At 62.8% G+C, this 23,761-nt stretch carries 23 protein-coding genes; 8 read left to right on the forward strand and 15 right to left on the reverse strand.

Features of this window, described 5'->3' with window-relative positions; all coding sequences use genetic code 11:
* Together acs and V7116_RS13240 are read right to left on the reverse strand one after the other, a co-directional pair.
* A partial coding sequence (acs, locus tag V7116_RS13235) for an acetate--CoA ligase (protein ID WP_324392409.1) occupies positions 1-1,636 on the reverse strand: 1,636 nt, incomplete at its 3' end.
* A 186-nt stretch (positions 1,637-1,822) separates the two neighbouring features.
* Positions 1,823-3,190, reverse strand: a complete 1,368-nt coding sequence (locus tag V7116_RS13240; RefSeq protein WP_324392410.1) for a dipeptidase — start codon at positions 3,188-3,190, stop codon at positions 1,823-1,825.
* 131 nt (positions 3,191-3,321) lie between these two features.
* Between V7116_RS13240 and V7116_RS13245 the strand changes: the two genes are divergently transcribed.
* The 4 genes from V7116_RS13245 to V7116_RS13260 all read left to right on the forward strand — a co-directional run bounded on the left by V7116_RS13245 (position 3,322) and on the right by V7116_RS13260 (position 7,231).
* Positions 3,322-4,599: a PP2C family protein-serine/threonine phosphatase gene (locus tag V7116_RS13245; RefSeq protein WP_324392411.1), complete on the forward strand. Its 1,278-nt coding sequence runs from the start codon at positions 3,322-3,324 to the stop codon at positions 4,597-4,599.
* A 78-nt stretch (positions 4,600-4,677) separates the two neighbouring features.
* The gene (locus V7116_RS13250; protein WP_324392412.1) at positions 4,678-5,409 is read left to right on the forward strand and encodes a pseudouridine synthase; all 732 of its coding nucleotides are present in this window, start codon (positions 4,678-4,680) and stop codon (positions 5,407-5,409) included.
* A gap of 28 nt (positions 5,410-5,437) precedes the next feature.
* Entirely contained in the window at positions 5,438-6,193 is a 756-nt protein-coding gene (locus V7116_RS13255; protein WP_324392413.1) for a lysophospholipid acyltransferase family protein, read from the forward strand.
* A gap of 102 nt (positions 6,194-6,295) precedes the next feature.
* Positions 6,296-7,231: a branched-chain amino acid transaminase gene (locus V7116_RS13260; protein WP_324392414.1), complete on the forward strand. Its 936-nt coding sequence runs from the start codon at positions 6,296-6,298 to the stop codon at positions 7,229-7,231.
* Here V7116_RS13260 and V7116_RS13265 read toward each other — a convergent pair.
* From V7116_RS13265 to V7116_RS13305, 9 genes are all read right to left on the reverse strand, one after another.
* Positions 7,145-7,732 carry a hypothetical protein gene (locus tag V7116_RS13265; RefSeq protein WP_324392415.1) on the reverse strand — a complete coding sequence of 196 codons (588 nt, stop codon included), beginning with the start codon at positions 7,730-7,732 and terminating at the stop codon, positions 7,145-7,147. The two genes, V7116_RS13260 and V7116_RS13265, sit on opposite strands and share 87 nt — an antisense overlap.
* A 130-nt stretch (positions 7,733-7,862) precedes the next feature.
* The gene (locus V7116_RS13270) at positions 7,863-8,423 is read right to left on the reverse strand and encodes a hypothetical protein (RefSeq protein WP_324392416.1); all 561 of its coding nucleotides are present in this window, start codon (positions 8,421-8,423) and stop codon (positions 7,863-7,865) included.
* An 82-nt stretch (positions 8,424-8,505) separates the two neighbouring features.
* Positions 8,506-8,991 (reverse strand): DinB family protein, encoded by a 486-nt coding sequence (locus tag V7116_RS13275; protein ID WP_324392417.1) that lies wholly within the window; start codon positions 8,989-8,991, stop codon positions 8,506-8,508.
* 198 nt (positions 8,992-9,189) lie between these two features.
* Positions 9,190-10,338 carry a sensor histidine kinase gene (locus tag V7116_RS13280; RefSeq protein WP_324392418.1) on the reverse strand — a complete coding sequence of 383 codons (1,149 nt, stop codon included), beginning with the start codon at positions 10,336-10,338 and terminating at the stop codon, positions 9,190-9,192.
* Between the two features lie 9 nt (positions 10,339-10,347).
* Positions 10,348-11,028, reverse strand: a complete 681-nt coding sequence (locus tag V7116_RS13285) for a response regulator transcription factor (protein WP_324392419.1) — start codon at positions 11,026-11,028, stop codon at positions 10,348-10,350.
* Between the two features lie 272 nt (positions 11,029-11,300).
* On the reverse strand, positions 11,301-12,449 hold the full coding sequence (locus V7116_RS13290) for an ABC transporter permease (RefSeq protein ID WP_324392420.1): 1,149 nt from the start codon (positions 12,447-12,449) through the stop codon (positions 11,301-11,303).
* A complete protein-coding gene (locus tag V7116_RS13295) occupies positions 12,446-13,381 on the reverse strand; it encodes an ABC transporter ATP-binding protein (protein ID WP_324392421.1) in 936 nt (311 codons plus the stop codon). The genes V7116_RS13290 and V7116_RS13295 overlap by 4 nt, the downstream gene beginning before the upstream one ends.
* Before the next feature lie 71 nt (positions 13,382-13,452).
* Entirely contained in the window at positions 13,453-14,010 is a 558-nt protein-coding gene (locus V7116_RS13300) for a nitroreductase/quinone reductase family protein (RefSeq protein ID WP_324392422.1), read from the reverse strand.
* Positions 14,011-14,049: 39 nt separating this feature from the next.
* Positions 14,050-14,751 carry a TetR/AcrR family transcriptional regulator gene (locus V7116_RS13305; protein ID WP_324392423.1) on the reverse strand — a complete coding sequence of 234 codons (702 nt, stop codon included), beginning with the start codon at positions 14,749-14,751 and terminating at the stop codon, positions 14,050-14,052.
* 161 nt (positions 14,752-14,912) lie between these two features.
* Between V7116_RS13305 and V7116_RS13310 the strand changes: the two genes are divergently transcribed.
* From V7116_RS13310 to V7116_RS13320, 3 genes are all read left to right on the forward strand, one after another.
* Positions 14,913-15,146: a hypothetical protein gene (locus V7116_RS13310; protein ID WP_324392424.1), complete on the forward strand. Its 234-nt coding sequence runs from the start codon at positions 14,913-14,915 to the stop codon at positions 15,144-15,146.
* An 86-nt stretch (positions 15,147-15,232) separates the two neighbouring features.
* Positions 15,233-16,690, forward strand: coding sequence for a methylenetetrahydrofolate reductase C-terminal domain-containing protein (locus V7116_RS13315; RefSeq protein WP_324392425.1), 1,458 nt, complete (start codon positions 15,233-15,235; stop codon positions 16,688-16,690).
* Between the two features lie 166 nt (positions 16,691-16,856).
* Positions 16,857-18,410 (forward strand): FGGY-family carbohydrate kinase, encoded by a 1,554-nt coding sequence (locus tag V7116_RS13320; protein WP_324392426.1) that lies wholly within the window; start codon positions 16,857-16,859, stop codon positions 18,408-18,410.
* Positions 18,411-18,422: 12 nt separating this feature from the next.
* On the opposite strand, the gene V7116_RS13325 is transcribed toward V7116_RS13320, so the two are convergent.
* From V7116_RS13325 to galE, 3 genes are all read right to left on the reverse strand, one after another.
* Entirely contained in the window at positions 18,423-19,013 is a 591-nt protein-coding gene (locus tag V7116_RS13325) for a hypothetical protein (RefSeq protein WP_324392427.1), read from the reverse strand.
* Positions 19,014-19,093: 80 nt separating this feature from the next.
* A complete protein-coding gene (locus V7116_RS13330) occupies positions 19,094-20,248 on the reverse strand; it encodes a glycosyltransferase family 4 protein (RefSeq protein ID WP_324392431.1) in 1,155 nt (384 codons plus the stop codon).
* A 13-nt stretch (positions 20,249-20,261) separates the two neighbouring features.
* Positions 20,262-21,263 (reverse strand): UDP-glucose 4-epimerase GalE, encoded by a 1,002-nt coding sequence (galE, locus tag V7116_RS13335; RefSeq protein WP_324392428.1) that lies wholly within the window; start codon positions 21,261-21,263, stop codon positions 20,262-20,264.
* Positions 21,264-21,461: 198 nt separating this feature from the next.
* On the opposite strand from galE, the gene lepB reads away from it, so the two are divergent.
* Complete coding sequence (gene lepB / locus V7116_RS13340; protein WP_324392429.1) at positions 21,462-22,130, forward strand: signal peptidase I; 669 nt, start codon at positions 21,462-21,464, stop codon at positions 22,128-22,130.
* An 82-nt stretch (positions 22,131-22,212) separates the two neighbouring features.
* On the opposite strand, the gene V7116_RS13345 is transcribed toward lepB, so the two are convergent.
* Positions 22,213-23,761 (reverse strand): L,D-transpeptidase family protein (locus tag V7116_RS13345; RefSeq protein WP_324392430.1); only part of this gene is annotated, 1,549 nt, incomplete at its 5' end.

Below are 23,761 nucleotides of genomic sequence, written 5' to 3' on the forward strand. Positions count from 1 at the left end.
CCGCCTCCGCTACGGATGGGTGGCTGACCAGCGCGCTCTCGATCTCCGCCGTACCCAGCCGGTAGCCGCTGACCTTGATCACGTCGTCCACGCGCCCGATCACCCAGATATACCCGTCCTCGTCGCGCCGCGCGCTGTCGCCGGTCATGTACATACCGGGGAAGCGCGTCCAATAGTTCTGCACGTAGCGGTCGGGATCGCCGTAGATGGTGCGCATCATGCCCGGCCACGGGCGCTTGATCACCAGATAGCCCTCTTCGTTGGGCGCAGCGGGGTTACCCTCTTCGTCCAGCACGTCCACCTCGACGCCGGGGAATGGCAGCGACGCACTGCCCGGCTTCAGCGGCGTGCACGGCAGCGGCGTGATCATGAAGTGGCCCGTTTCCGTCTGCCACCACGTATCCATGATCGGGCAGCGCTCCTTGCCGATCACGCGGTAATACCAGCGCCACGCCTCCGGGTTGATCGGCTCGCCCACACTGCCCAGCAGCCGCAGCGTGCTCAGGTCGTGGCGATTCGGCCACGCGTCACCGAAGCGCATCAGGCCGCGAATGGCGGTCGGCGCGGTGTACATCACCGTAATGCCGTGCCGCTCCACGATGTCCCACCAGCGGTTCGGGAACGGGTAGTTTGGCCCGCCCTCGTATATCACACTGGTCATGCCCAGCAGCAGCGGCCCGTAGACGATGTAGCTGTGCCCTGTCACCCAGCCGGGATCGGCGGCACACCACCACGTATCGTCGTCCTTCAGGTCGAACACCCATTTGAGCGTCGTGGCAACGCCGACCATGTAGCCGCCGTGCGTATGCAGGATCGCTTTGGGCTTACCGGTCGTGCCGCTGGTGTACAGCAGGTAAAGCGGATCTTCGGCATCCACCTGCACCGTCTCGATGTGCGGGTCCGCGATGGGCAGGTTCATCAGGTCGTGATACCACAGGTCACGGCCCGGCTCCATGTGCACGTCCTGACCGGTGCGCTTGACCACGATCACGGTCTGCACGGTTGGCGCGCGTTGAAGCGCCTCGTCCATGATGTCCTTCAGCGGCACGACGTTGCCGCGCAGCCACGAGCCGTCGGCGGTGATGGCGACCGTACTCTGGCTGTCCTCGATCCGCCCGTGCAGCGCCTCGACCGAAAAGCCGCCGTAAACCACGGAGTGCACCGCGCCGATCTTGGCGCAGGCCAGCATCGCGATCACGATCTCCGGGATGCGGCCCATGTAGATCGTGACGCGATCGCCTTTTTTGACGCCCATCGCGCGCAGCACGCTGGCGAAGCGGCTCACCTCGCGGTGAAGCTGTTGGTAGGTGTAGGTGCGCTGCTCGTAGTTCTCGCCTTCCCAGATCAGAGCAGCCTTGTTGCGCCGCCACGACTTCTGGTGGCGGTCGAGCGCATTGGTCACGATGTTCGTCTTGCCGCCCACGAACCACTTATAGAACGGCGCGTCCGATTCATCGAGCGTCGTGTCCCACGGCTTGGACCACTCGAACTCCTCGTGGGCGATTCGTCCCCACGCCCCCGCGAGATCCTCTTGCATCTCCGTGCTGACTGCATCCCGGTCTTTAATGTGTGCCTGAGCCAGAACTTCGTCGGAAGGGTAATAAACATCGCCGGAGCCGTTTCCATTCCGGGCCATTGTAAGAAACTCCTTTGGTGCACCATAGAGAACTTTCTTTAGCGTCATTGTATGATGTTTCAACGCACTATACAAGCTATTAGCATCTTGTTTTTCATAAAAACACCGGAGGAGAATACAAAAAAACTTCCTACCGGAGCGTTCCCGGCAGGAAGAGATGGAATTACCCTGACGCTGCGATGCGCGTTAGTGCATCGTGCCGATCGTCTCGTAGAACTTGATCGCCGTCTGGATACCACGCGAGAAGCATTCGAGGTCGAACTTCTCGTTCGGGCCGTGCAGGTTATCATCCGGCAGACCGAAGCCCATCAGGATCACGGGGATATCGAACGCGCGCTGCAGCGAAGCCACCACCGGGATCGAGCCGCCCTCGCGCATGTACACCGGGGCCTTGCCGAACCCGAACGTGTAGGCGTCCGCCGCCGCGCGGAAGTACGGCGAATCGGTATCGACCACGCCCCAGTCGCCGCGATGCAGCACGCGCACTTCGCTGGTTACGGTCGGCGGGGTGTGCGCCGCCACGAAGTCGGTGATCAGCTTCTCGATCTCGACCGCATCCTGGTTCGGGACGAGGCGGCAGCTCACCTTCGCCATCGCGCGCGCGGGCAGCACAGTCTTTGCCCCCTCGCCCGTCCAGCCGCCGATGATGCCATTGATTTCCAGCGTCGGGCGGATGCCGATCCGCTCGTGCAGATCGAATTCCGGTTCGCCCCACGCCTTGTTGATCCCGGTTTCCGACTTCAGGCGCTCTACTGGCATCGGATTCTTCGCCAGATCGGCGCGCTGCTCCGGCGTGAGCACCTGCACCTTGTCGTAGAATCCGGGGATGGTGATGTGCCCCTCGGCGTCGTGCATCGTGGCCAGGATCTCGACCAGCGCCTGCACCGGGTTATGCACCACGCCGCCGTAGCTGCCGGAGTGCAAATCGTGCGACGGGCCGCGCACTTCGATTTCCAGGTACGTCATGCCGCGCAGCCCCGTAACGATGGACGGTTGATCTTTTCCGAGGATGTGTGTATCCGAAATCACCGCCACGTCGCACCGCAGCAGATCGTGGTGGTTGTCGATGAAGCTGTAGAGATTGACCGAGCCGCTTTCTTCTTCGCCTTCGATCAGGAACTTGATATTGACCGGCATCCCGCCGTTCGCCATCAGGCTCTGCACGGCCTTGACCTGCGTCAGCGTCTGGCCCTTGTCGTCGGTCGCACCGCGCGCATACAGCGCCCCATCGCGGATCACCGGCTCGAACGGGCTGGACTTCCACTGGCCCTCCGGGTCGTCCACAGGCTGCACGTCATAGTGACCGTACACCAGCACGGTCGGCGCGCCTGCCGCACCCAGCCACTCGGCATACACCAGCGGATGTCCGGGGGTTTCAAACAATTCGGCGCGGGTCATGCCAATCTGCAGCAGATGCTGCTGAAGCCATTCCGCCGCGCGGCGCACGTCACCCTTATGCTCAGACAGCGTGCTCACACTCGGAATACGCAGCAGCGTTTCCAGTTCCGCGAGGAAGGTCTCGCGGTTCGCGTCGGCGTAATCATACGGATTCATGGAGTACTCCTCGGAAAACAACCGGAAAAGACAGGCAGTGTTTAACTATCTGACGAATTATAACAGGTGGTTAGGCAAAGGGTGGCCCGGAATGCTATAATGCGGGGCATCTCGCCGCAGGAGAGATCATCATGTCACAGCCATCCACGCCAGTACCCGGTCACCAACACCTCTCCACGCTGTACGAAATCACCCGCACGCTCAATTCCAGCCTGGATCTGGACGAGGTGCTGGAAAACGTCATGGACCGTGTGATCGACGTCACCGGCGCGGAGCGCGGCTTTTTGATGCTGTGCGACGATCAGCGCAACGAGCTAGAGTTTAAGGTCGCGCGTGGCATGGATCGCAGCGAGATCGAATCGCCTGAATTCCAGGTGAGCTACACCATCGTGCGGCAGGTCGCGCAGGACCGTGTGCCGCTCCTGACCGATAACGCCCAGTACGACGCGCGTCTGGGCGGCGGGCAGAGCATCATCGTGTTGGGGCTGCGCTCGATCCTGTGCGTGCCGATGACCGTCAAGGGGCGGCTGATTGGGCTGGTCTACGTGGACAACCGCCTGCAAAGCGGTCTGTTCAACGAGGATCACCTCGCGCTGCTGGCCGCCTTCGCGGATCAGGCCGCGGCGGCCATCGAAAATGCGCGGCTGTATCAGGTCGCAGTCGAAAAAGGCCGCATGGAGCGCGAACTCCAGCTCGCCTACGAGCTTCAGCGCGGGCTGATGCCGCGCACCCTGCCCACCGTGCCCGGCTACGAGATCGCGGCGGACTGGCGCGCAGCGCGCGAGGTGGCGGGCGACTTTTACGACTGCTTCCGCTTCGACGACTGCACGCTGGCGGCGGTGATCGCGGACGTCTCCGACAAAGGCGCGCCCGCCGCGCTGTTCATGGCGATGACGCACAGCCTCATCCGGGGCACGGTGCTTTCCGCCCGCGAGCCGGAAGAAACGCTGCGGCAGGTCAACCGCGTGCTGCTCAACGATTCGGAATCGGGCATGTTCGTCACGGTCTACTACAGCCTCCTGAGCTGCGGCGGAGAAATGATCGGCGTCAACGCGGGGCATAACCGTCCGCTACTGGTCCGCACGCAGCGCGGCACGTACGACTTTCTGCCGCGCGGAGGTCGCCCGCTGGGCTGGTTCGCGGATCTGCCGGTGCACGCCATTCCGATCCAACTAGAACCCGGCGACGTAGTCGTGTACTACACCGACGGCCTGACCGAATCGGAAAACTCCATCGGGGAGCCGTTTGGCGAGTCCCGGCTGGTCGAAGCAGTGCTCGCAGCGGTGCATCGCCCGGCGGAAGACATTTTGCGAACCATAACGCAGGCGCTGGTGGCCTTCGTCGGCCCGGCCCCCGCATTCGACGACACCACCCTGATGGTCGTGCGTTACACGGGCGATCCCGACTGACGCACAGCAGTTTCCCTTTAATCACCTATCGCAGATCAACCGCGCCACATTCCGGTGCGGCTAAACGGAGAGAACAGGTTGCCAGAAGAACGGTTACAGAAATTGATTTCCCAGGCGGGTATCACCTCGCGCCGCGCGTCGGAAGAACTGATCAAACAGGGACGCGTGCTGGTCAACGGCAAGACGGCCAAAGTGGGCGACAAAGCCGATCTTGAGCGTGATACCGTAACTGTGGACGGGCAAAAGCTGAAGGCAGACGTCGAATACGTGTATTACCTGCTTAACAAGCCCTACAACGTGCTGTCGTCCAACAAGCGCATCGGTAACGAGAAGCGCAAACTGGTCCGCGAGCTGGTCCCGCACCAGGGTCACCTGTTCACGGTCGGGCGGCTGGATGCGGACAGCGAAGGCCTGATCCTGCTCACCAACGACGGCGAGCTTGCCAATCACCTGATGCACCCGCGCTATGAGCACACCAAGACCTATCAGGTGCTGGTCGATGGGAATCCGACCGAGGAAACGCTCAACATCTGGCGCAAAGGCGTCACGCTTGACGAGAAAAAAGCCGCGCCCGTGAAGATTAAAGTGCTCTCGAAGGAGCCAAATGAAACGCTGCTGGAGCTGGTCATGCGCGAAGGCCGCAAGCGCCAGATCCGCCGCACCGCGCTCATGTTGGGGCACGGGGTCAAACGGCTGGTCCGCGTCAAAATCGACATGTTGGAGATCGGGCACTTACAGCCCGGCCAGTGGCGCAAGCTCACCCCGATCGAAGTTCGCCTGTTGAAGCAGCACGCCAAGCCGCGCAAATAAACTTTTCGCCAGTGGAGCACACGCCCTTATGACATCCCAGGCATCGCCGCATTCTCATGCGTACGATATCGTCTACCATCAGGACCGCTACGACCGCCGCCGCGGCTTCTTGCGCGACTTCGTGCTGCGCAAGATCGGGTTCGGGCTGCTGGTCAAAATGCACATCGAAGGCACGGAGCACATCCCGGCCAGCGGTCCGGCCATCGTCATCATGAACCACATCGGCGCGATCGACCCGTTCGTGGTCACCGGGGCGATCACCTCGCGTTACATCGTGCCTATGTCGAAAGCGGAGAACTACGACAGCCTCGTGGCGGGCTTCATGGCACGCGCCTGGGGCGCGTATCCTGTCAAGCGCGGCGAAGTGGACCGTCGGGCGCTCGACAGCACGATCGAGCTGCTGCGGCGCGAGCGCATGGTGCTGATCGCGCCGGAAGGCACGCGCCAGCGCGCGCTGTCGGAAGCAAAAGACGGCATGACGTACATTGCGACCAAAACAAACGCCGTCATTCTGCCCGTGGGCGTCGAAGGCACGAACCAGTTCCCCGCGACCCTGAAGAAGCTGCGCCGCACACCGGTCACCGTGCGGTTTGGCCCCGCGTTCCGCTTCCGCACCGACGGGCGGACACGCATCCCGCGCGAAGAACTGGCCGCCATGACGCACGAGGCCATGAGCCAGATCGCCGCCCTGCTGCCGGAGCACCTGCGCGGCGCATATCGAGAGTCGGCGCAGGCGCCCGCAAGCCACCTGGAGTTCATCGACGAACCGCCGCAGCCGCTTTAGACGGTTTGCCCATTGCCGCACCGGGAGCCAGATCTATAATCCGGCCACGTTTCGTTTTGGCGTGTAAACGCGCTCAAAGAAATAGTAGAGGAGTCAAGCGGAATGGCTGCAGGACCAAACTACGCATTCTTCAAGGGCAAAATTGTTCCAATCGATGAAGCGAAGGTCAGTGTTATGACGCACGCGCTGAACTATGGAACCGGCGCGTTTGGCGGCGTGCGTGCCTACTGGAACGCCGAGGACGAAGACCTGTACATCTTCCGCCCCCTGGATCACTTCCGGCGCGTGCTGAATTCGGCCAGGCTGCTGATGATGGACCTGCCCTACACGCCCGAATCCATGCTGGACATCTTGCTGCAATTGCTGCGCAAAGAGGGCTTCCGCGAGGACGTGTATATCCGCCCGCTGGTTTACAAATCCTCGAACGTGATCGGCGTGCGCCTGCACAACCTCGAAGCCGAATTCACCATGTTCGCGCAGCCGTTCGGCAGCTACATCGAAGACGAAGAAGGCTCAAAAGTGACGTTTTCCGCGTGGCGGCGCGTCGATGACAACGCCATCCCAGCGCGCGGCAAAATTTCGGGGGCCTATGCGAATTCGGCCTTCATCAAAACGGACGCCATGCTGAACGGCTTCGACGAAGCCCTGGTGCTCAACGAAAACGGCCACATCTCGGAAGGCAGCGCAGAGAACTTCTTCATGGTGCGCGACGGCGTGGCGATCACCCCGCCCATCAACGCCAACATCCTGGAAGGCATCACCCGCCGCACGGTGCTTCAACTGCTGGCGGAAGAAATGAAAATGCCCGTGGTCGAGCGGGAGATCGATCGCACCGAAGTGTACCTGGCCGATGAAGCGTTCTTCTGCGGCACAGGGGTTCAGGTGGTGGCAATTGCCGAAGTCGATCACCGCCCGATTGGCACGGGCAAAATGGGTCCGGTCGTGCAGCAGCTACGCAGCCTGTACTTCGACCTCGTCCGCGGGAAGCTCAGCCAGCACCGTGATTGGAATGTGCCGGTGTATTGCACCAAGGGATAACCGGTCACGCAGGGCTATCTTCGCCAGAATCAGCACCATCCCGGCATTCTGAGCCGCGAACCCTAAATCGAGAAAAGCGCACGTCAGCGCAGTTGAGCTGACGTTGCGCTGATCGATGAACCACCGCGTGAACGCGTAAATGCCACCCGAAATCGCGGCCAGAATCCCGATGCCGCGCACCTTACCATTGCTCGTAGACCCCGCCACAGTTAACGGCGCAACCAGCATGATAATTCGGATGATATAAGTCCCAAAGAAGATCGCCTCGTGGCAGCGCTGAGGGGTATAGCGCCCGGCATCAAGCATATAGCCGAACGCGTAGACCTTGTCGATCACGACCGCCATAATGGTGATGATCGTGATGGTCGTCTGGAAGCTGGATCCGTCGGGCAGAACAAAGAGGATGATGACATTGAGGAGGAAAATCCAGTACAGCAAGAGATCCCAGTAAATTTTATCGGTAAGCCACAGCGCGTCGATCATTTGTTTGATTTCGGTCATTGAGTCCTTCCTTAACGCAGATCATGGGCAGTGCGATCACACAGCCCTGCCCAGCTCATTCTACTCGACATTGCAATGCAAGAGAAATCCGCTCGATGCGGCATCAAGAGCAGCCAGAGCGCCTAGCAGATCACTCCCGTGACTTGGCAGGCGTGGCCGAAGATGACGGCTCCTCCGCCCAGCGAGACTTGATCTGCGACAGCGGCACGCGAGCATAAAACGCGCGTGCCGGGGCGCGGTTCAAGTACCAGGTGGTATAAAGCGGAATGAGGGCCAATGCGGGAAGCTGGCACACCAGCCAACTGCGCAGTGCGGACTGTGCCAGCCCATCGTAGACGGGATTCGAGGGAGCCACTGCCGCATCGATGATGCGGTACAGGTTAATGGCGGTAACGATCAGGATCACGGTGATGAGGACGTAGCGAATCCAGGCGGGGCGTCCCCACCACGCCAGGATACACAGCGCCAGAATAACGCCGCCCACGCCGGCTTCGATCCAGGCCCATTGGCTGACGTCCGCGCCGCCCAGCACAAACGACTCTTCAGCCGTCATTGACAGGCGATGCACAAAATAGACTTCGAGCAGCGGCGCAATGCCGTATAAGATCGCCGTCGCCAAAAGAGCAATCGACAGCCCCAGGGGCCGGACCACGCGATCCGGCTGAGCCGATCTACCCGGCAGTTCTGCCATGCGATTTTGTCCCCGCCTGTTTCAAATATGCCAAACCATCAAGCTGCAGCGATCTTCACTGCGCGTCATCCTCGACCAACGGCTAAATGCCATTTTCCTCGCGCCACTGGCGGATGTCATCGGCGTGCTCCTGCTCGTGCCAGGTCGCGTTTTCCGCGACCAGGTAGCTCAGCGGCTCGCCTTCCATCCAGGGCCAGACACGGTTATCTTCCAGCGTACGCGTATCCAGGGCCTGAATCGCCCCGACAAGGTGCTTATGGACGCCGTAGAAATCTTCGAGAATGATATCCAACGGACGCGCGACATTGACGCGGTACTGCTCGTCGTTCCATTCGTCCAGATCTTCGATTTCCACGATCTGGGGCGCACGCCGTTTGTACTGGTCCAGCCGCGACAGCGTGGTGACCAGCTCGGCTTCCCACGCCACGAGGTGACCCAACACGTCCTTCACCGACCAGATCCCAACCGCGCCCACCTGAAGCATCTGCTCGTCCGTCAGGCCGTCGATGGCCTCAAGCAGGCTTGCGCGCGCGGCCTGCAGATCCTCAATGATGTCCGATTTCGCCATACGGCGGCACCCTTTCCGATCTCAACCCAGTCCGGCACGCAGGCAGCACGACGGCTGCCCCGGAGCGAATTATAGCACCGCTGCGAGCCGCCGCTCAACCTGTTTATCGCCGCAAAAAAGGGATGATGCCGTGCGTGCGGAGAATCGGCGTCAGGTTAAATGCAGGTGAAAAAGATTTAAACCTGACAGCCTGTGTGACTACCCTTCGGAGAGCGCCAGCGACACAAAAAACGTCGCGCCCTCGCCCGGAGCGCTCTCAGCCCAGGTGCGACCGCCATGCGCCAGCACGATGTGCCGCACGATCGCCAGCCCCAGGCCGGTCCCGGTGCTACGCGCCCGGTCCACCTGGAAGAAGCGCTCGAACAGACGCGGCAGATCTTCGCTGGGAATGCCGGGGCCGCTGTCTTTGACCATGATAATGGCTTCGTCCGCGCTGGTCGTCGCGCGCACCTCGATCTGGCCCAGTTCAGGGGTGAACTTGACCGCGTTGTGTATGATGTTCTTCAGCGCGCGCCGGATTTGCAGATCGTCGGCCAGCACGCAGATATTTTCCGGCACGTCAACCGTAATCGCCTGCTGCTTGTTTTCGACCAGCGGCAGCAGTTGATCGACCGTTCCCTGGACGATTTCCATCAGGTCACACGGCGTCAGCCGGACGGGCATCTGGCCGGATTCGATCAGCGCCAGATCGCGCATTTCCTGTACAAGCTGGGTGAGCGTATCCACCTCGCGCCGGATATCGGCGGTCATCTTGCGAACCCGCTTCGGCTTCTCCTTCACCGCGCTTTCGTACAGCGTATCGGCCAGCAGCCCGATCGTCGTGATCGGAGTGCTCAGCTCGTGGGAGATGTTCGACACCATCTCGCGGCGAGCGCGTTCGAGGCGCTGGAACTCGGTGACGTCGCGCAGGGTGAGGATTTCGAGGCTGCGATCGTCGTTTTGAACCACGACCGCCCGCGCGTTGAGGATCAGGTGTCCGTACTCGATCCGGCGCTCGACCCCTTCCCCGCCGCCGACGATGCGTGCATCCTGGCTCAGCATTTCCAGCTCTGGATGGCGCAGCGTTTCGGAAAGCAGCTTTCCCATCGGGTCACTGCCCGACAGCTCGGCGGCTTTCTCGTTCGCCAGAACGACCGATTGGCGCTCGTCGAGCACCAGCACCGCGTCGTCGATGACTTTCAAGAGGCCATCACGAAGCTGCTCGGAGCGCGTCAGCGACAGTTTCAGGCTCGCGCAGGTGCTCGCATAGGCTGCGGCCTGCTGCTGCAGGTGATACCACTTCCAACCCGCGACGCCCGCCGCCGCGAGTCCCGCCACAGCCAGCACCCAGGCAATTACTTCCGACATACGGTGCCCTTACCCTTCAAACCGGTAGCCCACCCCGCGTACGGTTACGATGCGCTGCGGGTTGGACGGATCTTCTTCGATCTTCTCGCGCAGCCAGCGGACGTGCACGTCCACCGTCTTGGTCTGGCCGCTGTAATCATAGCCCCACACACGCTCCAGCAGGAGATCGCGCGAGAGCACCGCGCCGCGATTGCGCATCAGAGTCGCCAGCAGGTCGAACTCCTTGTGCGTCATGCGCAGCTCGTCGGTGTTGCGCGTGACGCGCCGCGCAATCAGGTCCAGCGTCAGATCGCCGGATTCGAGGCGATCGATCACGGTATGGGTCGAGGACGGCGTGCGGCGCAAAATCGCCCGCACACGTGCAAGGAACTCGCCCAGGCTAAACGGCTTAACGATATAGTCGTCCGCGCCGATCTCCAGGCCGACGATGCGGTCCACTTCGCTGCCGCGCGCCGTCAGCATGATGATGGGCACATCCGATTCATTACGAATGATGCGGCATACCGACAGGCCGTCGAGCGTAGGCAGCATGACATCGAGTACGATCAGGTCCGGCGTCTTCTCGCGGGCCAGATTTAACGCGTCGCCCCCATCCCCGGTTTGGAGCACTTCATAGTCTTCTTTGGCGAGGTTATAAGCGAGCGTTTGGCGGAGCGTGTCGTCGTCTTCGACGAGCAGGATCTTCTTCATGGTCCCCTCATTTAACGCGCTGTTTTTGGTCCGCAGCTATCTTAACTCGGATTGGTCATTTTCGTATGAACGGTCACTTTAAACTTCTTTAAATGATTCTCCTCGTTACCCTAATTATGAGGCATCAAGGGGCAAAAAGGTTAAATCTTTTCAAAAATTGTAAAGAGGAAGCACTCGACCGCAGCATACAAAGCGCCGCAGCCTGTTCCGTGGACTGCGGCGCTTGATACCGGTGCGCAGGCGCTTCCGCTCGGCGGAGCGCACAAGCAGGTTCACCACTGGCGATGCAAGTGCCTGCGCTGGAACAACCAGATCCCGGCAGCGAAGTACAACAGCGACAGGATCAGCACTGCCGTCAGCTCGTACGTGACATCCTTCAGCCCCACTCCCAACGTCAACACCTTGTTCAGCGCGGCTACCGCATGCGTGGTAGGAAGCGCTTCATTGAGGCTGATGCCACGCCCACCAATATGGAACAACACCGTGCGCGGCATAGGGAAGACCGCCCCGGAGAAGAACATCATCAACATCAGTGGGAAGTTAGCGATCACAAACGCCTGCGTCACGGTGCGCGCGGCACACGCAACCAGCAGCCCCACGCCGACAACGGATAGACCGGTCACCACTGCCACCAGGATCGCCACGCCTACCGGCCCCTGGCTGCGAAAGCCCAACGCGATCGCCGTCAAGAAGGTCAGGAGCACCGCCGCCACACCGACGAGCACCTGCGCGGCGCTCAACCCGGCCAGAAAGTCGAAGGAGGTCACGCGGGTAAGCTGCAAGCGGCGCAATGTCTTCGCCTCGACTTCGTGCGCTACAGTCATCGCCACGGGAAACACGAGCATGATCACGGCGAAGATCAGCAGGCCCGGCACATACGTCTCGAACTCGGTACGCGTGGCGGACGCGCCAAGCGCCTCTTCACGGAAGCTCACCGGGCGCGGAGATCCGGTCATCGTCTCTATGTAACCATCCACACCCGCCCCGGCCAATACCGACGCAACCGCGTAGTAAGGGTTGGTGAGATCGCCCACCACGGTTACTTCAGCCGACCGGTCGCGCAGCCCCTGCGAGAAGCCTGCCGGGATCACCAGCAGCAGATCCGCATCCCGCTCGGACAGTTTGTGCTCAGCCGCCGCGCGGTCGTCCACGAACCGCACGTCGAGCATGGGCTGGCCGTCCGCATAGGTCACGCCGCGCAGCGCCGCCGAGATCTCTTCCCCGGCGTTCCAGGGCTGACCTTCCACCACCAAACCCACGTCCTGATTCAGCACCAGCACGGTATAGGTCGTCGAGCCGCCGCCGAGGAATGCCCAGTACAACACGACAAAAAACGGCGCACTGCTCAGCATCAGGACGAGTGTCATCTTATCCCGCCACTGTTCGATCAAGCTTTTGCGAATCACACTCAACAGCTTCATTCGCGCAGCCCCCGTCCCGTCATGGAGATGAACACATCCTCCAGCGAGCATTCGCGCAGCCGAATTTCTCCCGCCGACGCGCCGCAGGCACGCAGCGCATCGAGCACAGCAGGCAGCTGCTCGATCATGCCCGGTGCGCGCAGCACGACCGTATCGCGCGCCAGAGTCACGTCCGGCGTGATGCAGCGCAGCGCCGCCAGCAGCGGTCCGGTCTCCGGTGAATACACCGCCAGACCAATTTCAAGCACGTCACCTTCCCCGGCCTGCCGTTTGAGTGCGGTGGGCGTATCCAGCGCCAGCAGGCGGCCATGATCGATGATGGCAACCCGGTCGGCCAGCCGTTCGGCCTCGTCCATGTTGTGCGTGGTCAGGATAATCGTCTTCTGCCGTGCCAGGGTGAGAATATATTCCCGTACGAGTACGCGGCTTTGAGGATCGAGCCCGGCTTCCGGCTCGTCCAATACCAGGATGGGCGGATCGTGAACGAGCGCCATGATCAGGTTCAGGCGGCGCTGCATTCCTCCTGAAAGTGTCCGGGCACGCTTATGCCGTTTGTCCGCTAGCCCGACCGTTTCCAGCAGCACCTCACCGCGTGCGCGGGCCGCCCGGCGCGACATGTTATAAAGCGTGCCGATGAATTCGAGCTGTTCGAGGCAGGTCAGGTTGTCCCACAAGATGATCTCCTGCGGACATACACCCACCTGCGCGACGATTTCGGGGTCGCCATCGTGCACCGGCTGCCCATAGATCAGAATGCGGCCTGCGTCGGGTTTTGCCAGCCCGCACATCAGGTTGACCGAAGTCGTCTTGCCCGCACCGTTAGGACCGAGGAAACCGAAGATTTCGCCTTGCATGACGTCCAGCGTTAGATCGTCTACGGCGGTCAGCGCGCCATACCGCCGGGTCAGGTGTTCCGCGCGCAAAACAACCACCGCACGATCCGCTGGAAGTGAAGCCCGCTCATTCATAGAGCCACCCGGCCTCTCCGAAGCCCTGAGCCGCATCATAGGACCAGCGCCAGCACCACCGCCACGGTCGCCGCGACGGGCAGAATCCACAGGAGGCCGCCGGGATCCGCCGCGCCGCTGCCGATCCCCGTGAGGCGGATGCGCAGCACCGGAATCCCCTGGAGCCCGCCGCGCAGCACATCATCCGATGCGGTGAACGGGTTGAAGCCCATCATAAAGCCCGCAAATCCGCCATTTTTGAGAACCTGCCGGGCCGCACGCAGATACTCGTCGGGGGCGGTCACTTCCTCCGCGACACCCGCGACAGCCCCACCCGGCATGATCAATTCCAGGCCCGGATGGGCCTGCACGTTACGATACCAGTGCGCCACGCTGCCGAACCCGGCCAGGCAGTACACACAGCCGTCGATCACAGCATAGTTCACCGGCGCATAGCGCATCTTGCCCGATTTCCGCCCGATCGTCTTGAGCACCATGATGTAGCCGCTAAAGGGCGTTCCGAGCAGCGCGCCGAAGCCCAGGCGAAACATCGGGACCATGAAAAAGCGGTTGAGCACCTTGAAGAACCGGCGAAGCGCCACATCCCCAGACATCGAAACCTCCTCAAGCGAGAAGCACGGCACAACATCGGGTCACGAGCGGGGCGCAATCCCGTCCATGACCAGCGCCACAAACGCATCGAGCACCCGTTCGGGCAGCACGTCGCCGCCCGTGATCTGAAAATAGGCGTTGAGATACGGCAGAATCTGGCTGTCGCCAGCCACGATGCTGAGGCCGTGAATCAGCCGGGACGTCGCGTCCAGATCGATGTCGGGCCGGACCTCACCGCGCGCGATGGCCCCTTCCAGCATGGCCCGCACCAGCTCGCGCATCGTGGTAGCAACCGGCTGCACGATCCGTTCCAGCAGTTCCGAATCGCTGTGATACGCGGCCCGCGCAAAAAACTGGATCAGTCCGAGCTGCGTCTGGCTCCACTCCACCCCGCCGGACAGATACAAACGCAGCCCCTGGTCGAACGGCAGCGCGATCAGGTAGGGGCGGAAGCTCTCAAACGCGTCACTCATGTAGCGCACGCACAGGGTCACCGCGAAATCGAGCATGCCATCGCGGCTGCCAAAGTAGGTGTAAAGCGATCCCACCGCGACCCCCGCCCGTTCGGCTACATGCTTGATGTTGATCGCCGTGGGACCGCGCTCGCTCGCTTCATCGAGCACGGCGTGGATCACGGCCATCTGGCGTTCGGCGTCGAGCCGCCGGAAGGTGCGCGTCACCAGCCCTTCCTGCTCAAGTTCGGCAATGTGCGATTGAAGCTGCGGCCAGTCGGAGAGCGTCATAATGTTTCCTTATTGAACTGAACCTACAATTCATATTTTATGAACCTTTAGTTCATATTGCACCTGTCGTAATAGCCCCTAAACCCGTGACGTTCGTCACTTGTGACGAAGGGCCATTTTGATGATTATGATTTCATAAATTGAAACGAAGGTGATGCTCCATGACTCCAACCCCGATCCGCTCGCTCACCCCACTTCCGCGCAGCGACGAAGCACGCTGCCGGATCTGCCCACCGGAACGCGTCTGCGCGTGGGACTGCATCCAGGGGGCAAACGCCGAAGAAATCGTCATCAACTCGCTGCTGGAACAACGCGCGAGTTCTGCGCCGGACATCGCGACGCCATCCGGCACGGACGACACCAGCCGCGCGTTGTGGGAGGTTTACAACAGCTAACGAGCGAGCCGGGAAATCCATGTTTCCGCCGCACCAAACTAGACCGCTGTCACCCCTTATTCAACTACTGGCGTTAAGAGGACCCTATGCCCATTTTTACCCCTGGCCGCCGCTGGCAGCCTCCGTTCTACCCGTTTAAGCGCGAGCCATTGGGACGCCGGCTGCTCGCTGCCGCCGAGCGTTTGGTCAAAGGCCCCGCGTTCGGCTGCCGGATGTGCGGCAACTGTTTGCTGCAAGAAACCGCGTTCATCTGCCCGATGGAATGCCCGAAGGGCATCCGCAACGGGCCGTGCGGCGGCTCGACCGAAGCGCACTGTTACGTCGATGAGACGCGCCCGTGCATCTGGTACAAGATCTACGACCGTTCATTTGCGATGGGGCGGCAGGAAAAACTGCTCGAAGTGCTACCCCCGCTCGACTGGAACAAGGTCGGCACGGAAACGTGGGGCGACGTGGTACAGCAGGTGCGCGCCGTGGGCGTAAAGACGGTGGCCACCGGCCTGATCGCGCGGGACCCGGCCCGCCGCGCGCAGACATGGGACGCCGTGTTCCGCCCCGTGCGCCAGCCGGACTGGTGGCAGGGCGACTCGACCTATCACGCCCCGGCCTATAGCGAGCCGCTCTCGCAGTTGGAGCGGGATCTGCGCGCCGGGCAGTTCGTTGTCACCGCCGAGGTCGGCCCGCCGTTGAGCACCGCCACCGGCAAGCTGACGCGGAACATCGAGATGATCCGCCCCTACGTGAGCGCGGTCAACTTCACCGACAACCCCTCCGCCACGGCGCGCATGTCGAGCATCGCGTGCAGCGTGCTGGCGAAAGAAGCGGGCGCGGAACCCGTCATGCAGATCGCCGCGCGCGACCGGACGCGCACCGGCTTGCAGTCCGAGGCAATCGGCGCCAGTACGCTCGGCATCCGCAACGTGCTGTGCCTTTCGGGCGATTCGGGGCGCATGGGGCCATCACCGATGGGCCGCCTGGATGTCGTGGATCTCGACTCGGTGCAAATGCTGTGGATTCTGCGCCGGATGCGCGACGAAGGGCGCTACCTGGATGGGCGCGACCTGAAGAACCCGCCGCAGTTTTTCCTGGGTGCGGCGGCGTCGCCCTTCGCCTCCCGGCCCGACTTCCAGGCCCTGCGCGAACAGAAGAAGGTAAACGCGGGCGCGCAGTTCTTCCAGACGAACTGTATCTTCGACCTCGGCGGGCTGGAAGTGTGGCTCAACGCCCTGGCGCAGCGCGATGTGCTCGGCAAGGTATATATTCTGGCCGGGATCGCGCCGGTCAAGTCGTTCAAGATGGCGACGTACATGAACGACAGCGTGCCGGGCGTGAGCATCCCGAAGCCCATTCTTAAGCGCCTGGAAGCGGCGGGTGACGGCGTGCAGGAAGAAGGCGTCGCCATCGCGCTGGAACTGATCGAAGGCGTGCGCAAGCTGCAAGGCATCCACGGCGTGCACCTGATGGCCGTCGGCTGGGAAGAAATCGTGCCGCGTATCATCACCGAAGCGGGATTAGCCCCGGAGCCGCAAAAAGCCGTGTCCTGAACGGGCAGCACATCACGGAACGAACAGGCCGGGAATTCCCGGCCTATTTTTTGCTGCCGAGCGCGCCCACGATCCCACCCTTGCCGCCCGCCATAATTCGTAGACAATGAGCGGACGCGCGGCGTTATACTACACTTTTGAGCGCCTTTAGAAACGAGACTTCTTTATGCCCGATCAAGTGATCCTCGCCATCGACAACGGGACCCAAAGTGTGCGCGCGCTGCTGTTCGGGTTGGACGGCACACTGATCGCCAAGTCGCGCGTGCCCATCGAGCCGTACTTTTCGCAGCATCCCGGCTGGGCGGAACAGCATCCCGAATATTTCTGGACCTCGCTGTGCCATGCCTGCCAGCAGCTCTGGCGGCAGACGGACGTGCCAAAATCCGCCATTGCGGGCGTGACGCTGACCACGCAGCGCGCGACGATGGTCAACGTGGACCGCGACGGCAAGCCGCTGCGCCCGGCGATGGTCTGGCTTGACCAGCGCCGCACCGAGGGGCTACCGCCGATCGGCGGCTATTGGGGTGCGCTGTTCAAACTGGTGCGCATGTCCGGCACGGTCGCGTACTTTCAGGCCGAAGCCGAAGCAAACTGGATCCGCCATCACCAGCCGGAACTCTGGGACAAGACCTACAAATTTCTGCTGCTTTCCGGCTATCTCACCTACCGCCTGACCGGGCACTTCGTCGATTCGACCGGGTGCCAGGTAGGATATTTTCCGTTCGACTATAAGAAGCTGTGCTGGGCGTCCCCGCGTGACTGGAAGTGGCAGGCCGTGCCGATGGATCGCGCCCAGCTTCCCGATCTGGTCCGGCCCGGCGAAATGCTCGGCACAATCACGGCGGACGCTGCCGAGGCGACGGGCATCCCTGCCGGGCTGCCGCTGATCGCCGCCGCCGCCGACAAAGCGTGCGAAGTACTCGGCTCCGGCTGCCTGGAGCCGCACGTCGGCTGCCTGAGCTACGGCACCACGGCCACAATCAACACCACGCATCGCAAGTACGTCGAGGCGATCCCGCTCGTGCCGCCCTTCCCGTCTGCCGTGCCGGGCGCGTACAGCCTGGAGATCCAGATCTATCGCGGCTACTGGATGGTAAGCTGGTTCAAACAGGAATTCGGCTACCGGGAGATGCTGATCGCGGAGGAAATGGCCGTCGAGCCGGAAGTGCTGCTGGACGAGCTGGCAAGCGAGGTCCCGCCGGGATCGATGGGGCTGCTCTTGCAGCCGTACTGGTCGCCGGGCGTCAAAATTCCGGGGCCGGAGGCGCGCGGCGCGATCATCGGCTTCAGCGACGTGCACACCCGCGCCCACATCTACCGGGCGATTCTGGAAGGGCTGGCCTATGCGCTGCGCGAGGGCAAAGAGCGCACCGAGAAACGCAGCCACGTGCCGATCACCGAGCTGCGCGTGTCCGGCGGGGGATCGCAGAGCGACGGCGCGTTACAACTAACGGCAGACATCTTCGGGCTGCCGACCGCCCGTCCGCACACCTACGAGACGTCCGGCCTGGGCGCGGCCATCGACGCGGCGGTGGGGCTACGCCTGCATCCCGACTTCGACACGGCCATCCGCGATATGACGCGTGTGAGCCGCGTCTTCGAGCCGGACCCCAAAACGCAGGCGATCTACGACCAGCTTTATCACCGCGTCTATAAGAAGATGTATAGCCACTTACAGCCGCTGTACAAGGCGATCCGGGACATCACCAACCCGGAATGAGCGCGTCGCCCGCTACGACACGGGCGGCACGAGCGCGCGCTCGAACGTGAGATCGTGCACGTCGCTGCTGGCGCTAACGGTGATCGGCGCGGTCAGCGTCGCACGGTCCACGAAGCACAGGGTCTCGTTGACCCCTTCGCACCAATAGGTCGTCATCTCAGCCGAAAGCTCGGTCTGGCCCTCGACAAACGTCACGGGCACATCAACCGGCATTTCCGGCAGCTTGATGCGGATGTCCTGTGAATCGGCGGGAATCTGCGCGATAGGATCGTCGGACCAGATCAGCGTAAAAGGGGCCTGCCCGTTGAGCTTGTAACCTTCGGGCATAGTGACATTGACGCGAATCGTGCCCTTGCCGGGCGCGACGGTCTGCGGCGGCAGCGCCACTACGGCGTCGTCCGGCATGCTGAACAACGCGTCGTCCGTTGGGATCGACACGGCGGGAACTTCGGTCACCAACTCGGTTGCTTCGGGCGATGCCACGGCGGGCGCGACGGTCGGCATGGCCGGCTGATCCTGTGCCTCGTCGTCGTCATTTCCACAGGCGGCCAGCACCATCGCCAGCGCCGCCACCATCACCAAACCCCAATACAGTCGCTTCATCGTCACAACCCTCGCTCTGCGTCCAATTACAACGGTTACACATGCTCGCGCTGCCAGGAAACCCCGGCGCGCGGTTCATTCTATCCCGCGCGGCCCGCCTCGACCACCTGACGGTACGCGGCCAGCGTGCCTTCCGCCGTGCGCCGCCACGTAAACCCGGCGGCGCGTTCCAGACCGCGCGCCCGCAAATCCGCCGCGAAGTTCGCATCGGTCAGCAGCGACAGGATCGCACCGCCCATCGCGCGCGAATCGTCCGGCGCGACGAGGTACGCCGCGTCGCCCGTCACTTCGGGAATCGAGGAAACGCCGCTCGCCACGACCGGCGTACCGCTCGCCATCGCCTCCAGCGGGCCGAGACCGAACCCTTCCAGGCGGCTGGGGAACGCGAACACGGTCGCCAGCCGGTACAACGCGGGCTTATCCGCCTCGTCGATGGGGCCGGTCCACTCTACCACACCGCCCAGCCCCAGCCCATCGATCGTCGCGGGCAGATCGGGGAAGCGCGCCGTGCCCCAGGCTGCAGGCGGATGCCCTGCCAGCACCAGAGGCACGTTCTCGCCAACGGCCTGCACGACAAACGTATAGGCCGACAGCAGCATCCGCACATTCTTGTGCGCCACGAACGAGCCGAGATAGAGCACGAACTCGTCCGGCAGGTTGTACTTCTCGCGTACGGCCCGATCCGCGCCGCGGTCGCCTTCCGCGTGATAACGCTCGTCGGCGGCCAGCGGCGTGACCGTGATGCGCTCCGGTGAGATGCTCAGCTCGCGCGCAATATCGATCTTGCTCGCTTTCGAGATAGTGAGCACGTGCGCCGATCCGCGCGCCGCCGCGCTCACCAACCCAGTGTAGAGGCGGTTCATCGCCCCGGCGCGGTATTCCGGCAGCAGTACCGGGATCATATCCAACACGCTGGTCACCAGCGGCGCGCTGATGCGCAGCGGCGGCCCCCAATAGGGCACGTGCGCCACGTCCGCGCCCAGCCGCGCCACCGCGTGCGGAAAACTGCGCTGCTCGAACCATACTTTGCCCGGATGCCCGCCGAACCGCGCGGCAGCAGGCAGCACGTCCACGTTTGGCGGCAAATCGTCCAGGGTGCGAATGTGCGCGGGCACCACCAGCGACAGCCGCAGGTCGGGCGCGAGATCGCGCAGCCCGCCAAGCAGCCGCCGCAGATACTGCCCGCTGCCGGTATAGGGTTGATCCCAGAACCAGCCGTTGAACGCCACGTGCATCGTCAAACCACCGTTACTCCGCCTCGTAGCCGTGCGGGTGTGTGGTGTGCCACGTCCAGGCCATCCCGACGATGTCGCGCAAGTCCGGGTAGCGCGGCTCCCAACCAAGCTCCTGCATGATGCGCTCGGACGACGCGACCAGCATATCCGCGTCACCGGGGCGGCGCGGCGCTTCGACCGCCGGGAAGTCGATCCCGGTCACCTGCCGCGCCACGTCGATCACCTCACGCACGCTGTAGCCGCGTCCGTTGCCCAGATTGTAGATCATGCGATCGCGCTGCGGGCTGAGCGCTTCGAGCGCCAGGACGTGCGCCGTGGCGAGGTCCTCGATGTGCACGTAGTCGCGGATGCACGAGCCGTCGGGCGTGTTGTAGTCCGTGCCGTAGATGTAAATCGCGTCGCGCTGGCCGAGCGGAACCTGAAGCGTGAGCGGGATCAGGTGTGTTTCCGGCTGATGGGCCTCGCCGCGCATGGGCGTGCCGTTCATGTCCAGCATCGCGCCGCAGGCGTTGAAATAGCGCAGCGCGGCAAACTGTAAATCCGCGACGCGGTTATACCACGTCAGAATGCGCTCGATCATCAGCTTGGTTTCGCCGTAAACGTTGGCCGGGCCGACCGGATCGTCTTCGACGATCGGGCCGTCCTTGCTGGCGTACACGCCCGCCGACGACGAAAACAGCAGCTTCTTCACGCCGTTTTTGATCATCGCGTCGAGCAGGTTGTTGGTATAGGCCACGTTGTTGCGGAAATACTTGGCCGGTTCCTGCATCGATTCGCCCGCCTCGATAAACGCGGCGAAGTGCGCCACCGCGTCGATCTTCAGCGTTTGGAACAGCACGTCCAGCGCGGCGGTGTCGGCCAGATCGCCCTGCACGAAAGCCGCTCCCGCCGGGATCGCCTCGCGGTGCCCCTTGATCAGACTGTCGAATACCGTTACCGAATGGCCCGCGCGCAAGAAATAGGCGGCGGTCGCCGAGCCGACGTACCCCGCCCCACCCGTTACGAGAATGTGCATGGTGTGCTCCGCTGTAAACTGCATGCGCCCGGCGCTCATCACAACCCGCCGGAAGGTAGACCCCGATAATTCTGCCGTTTAATAGGCGTTTCAGCCAGCGAAACCATTAATGTTTTCTAAAAATCGCGTGAGGGGCCTAAAGCGGCGCTACAATAGGATTGGTATCCTTTTTGGCGATGGTATCCGGTGGAAGTGACTATGGACGACCTGACAACTCCTGAGTATCACGACGACGACCTCGACTATTTGTGGGATACGCAGCCCACGGAGATCCCCCCACAAGAGCCAGCGCCCGACCTCAAACGCCCGCCGCTGCCGATCGGGCAGTGGCTCAAAGAAGCCGTACAGCTCGTGCTGATCGTCGTGTTGGTGCGCGTCGGCATGGACACCTTCCTGCCGCGCTACGTCGTAGACGGCGCCAGCATGGAGCCGACCTTTTACACCAGCGACCGCGTGATCGTGGATCGCCTGACGATGCTGCTCTCCGGCCCGGCACGCGGCGACGTCATCGTGCTCGATTCGCCGCGCACGCGTGACGAGCTGCTGATCAAGCGCGTCATCGGCCTGCCCGGCGAGCACATCGTCATCCGCGAGGGCCGCGTGTATGTGGACGGTGTGGAGCTTGAGGAAAGCTACGTCAAGGAATACTGCACCTACAGCTCGTGCGACGGCGAGTGGCAGCTTGCCAGCGACGAATATTTCGTCCTGGGCGACAACCGCAGCCACAGCCTCGACAGCCATTCGTTCGGCCCGGTGAAAGCCTCGACCATCGTCGGCATCGCACGGGTGCGCTACTGGCCGCCCACCAAAGCGGACGTTCTCAGCGCGCCGGATTACGTCGAAACGCCGACGCCGGTCACGCCGTAAATCCGCAGTAGTGCGCACGTGAACTTTTTGTAAGGGGCGTATTGGTATACGCCCCTACTTTTTTGTCCGCGCGGCAGCTCAGCTACGATCCGCGCACCTCGACCACGACGCCGTCCTCGGCCCAGTTATACAGCGTCCGCGCGTTTTCCAGGCTCAGCAGCACGCAGCCATACGTGACCGGCGTGCCCAGATCGCCCTCCCACAGCAGGTAACCGCCGCCGCGCGTCGGGAAGCCGTGAAAGCCATTCCACAGGTCCATGTTCGGCCCTGGATGATAGAAGCCCATGAAGTCCGGCATATAGAGGTTCCACTGCTCCGCGTAGGCGTTCTCGTCGTGCGTCTGCACCTGGAACGTGCCCAGCGCGGTCGGGCTGGTTGGCAAGCCGGTGGAGATCACCCAGTCGAACACGACCTGCCCGTTTTCGTAGGCCCAGAGGTGCTGCTGGCCCCGGCTGACCACAATACGCTTGGACGGGATCGGGTCCATCGGCACGAGAATATCTTTGGACGGCAGCACCAGCTCTTGCCCCGAACTGAGCGCATCGACATTGATGCCGGGATTCGCGGCCTGGATAAAGGGATAGGGGATGCCCACCTGCTCCCCGATGCTGGCAAGGGTCTGCCCGCCCTGCACGGTGTACGTCGTCTCGTGATGCCACACGCGCACCGTCGCGGCGGTCTGGCCCTGCGCGATAGCCGCCTGCATATCCGCGACGGCGTCCTCCACGTCGATGTAACGCTCGTCGCCAAAGGCCGCGCTACTTTGCAGAAATCCAGTCGGCCCCGCGCTGTTCATCGCCAGCACCAGCCCGGTCGAGCTACTCGAATCGCTGCTTGCCTCCAACCAGCCCGCCCACTGATCCGGTGGCGCGGACCAGTGCTGCCACTCGTCGCGGATCGGATCGTAGGCGTCCACCTGGAACGGGCTGGACAGCAGCGCGTTGGCCTGCGCCACCAGCGGCGTCGCATCGGTGATAGTTGGCTGCGTCGGGATCATGACCAGATCGAGCGCCCCGTCGGCCAGCTCACCCGCCGCATCAATCTGGAGCAGCCGCACGGTCTGCGCCACGTCCAGGGTGCGCCCATCGCTGGCAGGCGTCGCCTGGGCCTGTCCATTCACCAGCCGCACGCCCGCGTTCGCCGCCGGAACGTCGATCGTCTCTTTTGCTGCGTCCAGATAATCCGCCGCGCGGTTCAAATCGATCGCCAGCACCGGCGCAACCTCCACACCGCCCGCCAACGCGCGGAACAGCCCCGACATCCCGCCTTCGGAGCGGCCCCACTCGCGTGCCTGGGCCGCCGTCGCGGACGCATCGAGCACGATACCGATCTCCCCCGGCGCGGCGGTCCAGCTTCGCGCGCCGTCACGGATCACGATGCCGTCGCTGTTCCACGCCGCCGCGAGCGTCTCCGCCGCGCGCGCTTCGGACAGGTTGCCCACGTCCACACCCCCCGCGCTGACGCCGGGCAGCACCCGGTCCGATCCCAGCAGCACCGCCAGCCCTGCGACCAGGGCCAACGCGCACAATCCAACCAGCGCCAGCGACAGCCCGCCGCCGATCAGTGCCAGCATTTTCACGCGCGGGCGCGCGGTGCGCCGCCGAGGGGCAGGAGGCCGGTGGCCGTTCGAG

Origin of the sequence: Aggregatilinea sp. (genome assembly GCF_036822615.1) — a bacterium.
GTDB lineage: Bacteria > Chloroflexota > Anaerolineae > Aggregatilineales > Aggregatilineaceae > Aggregatilinea.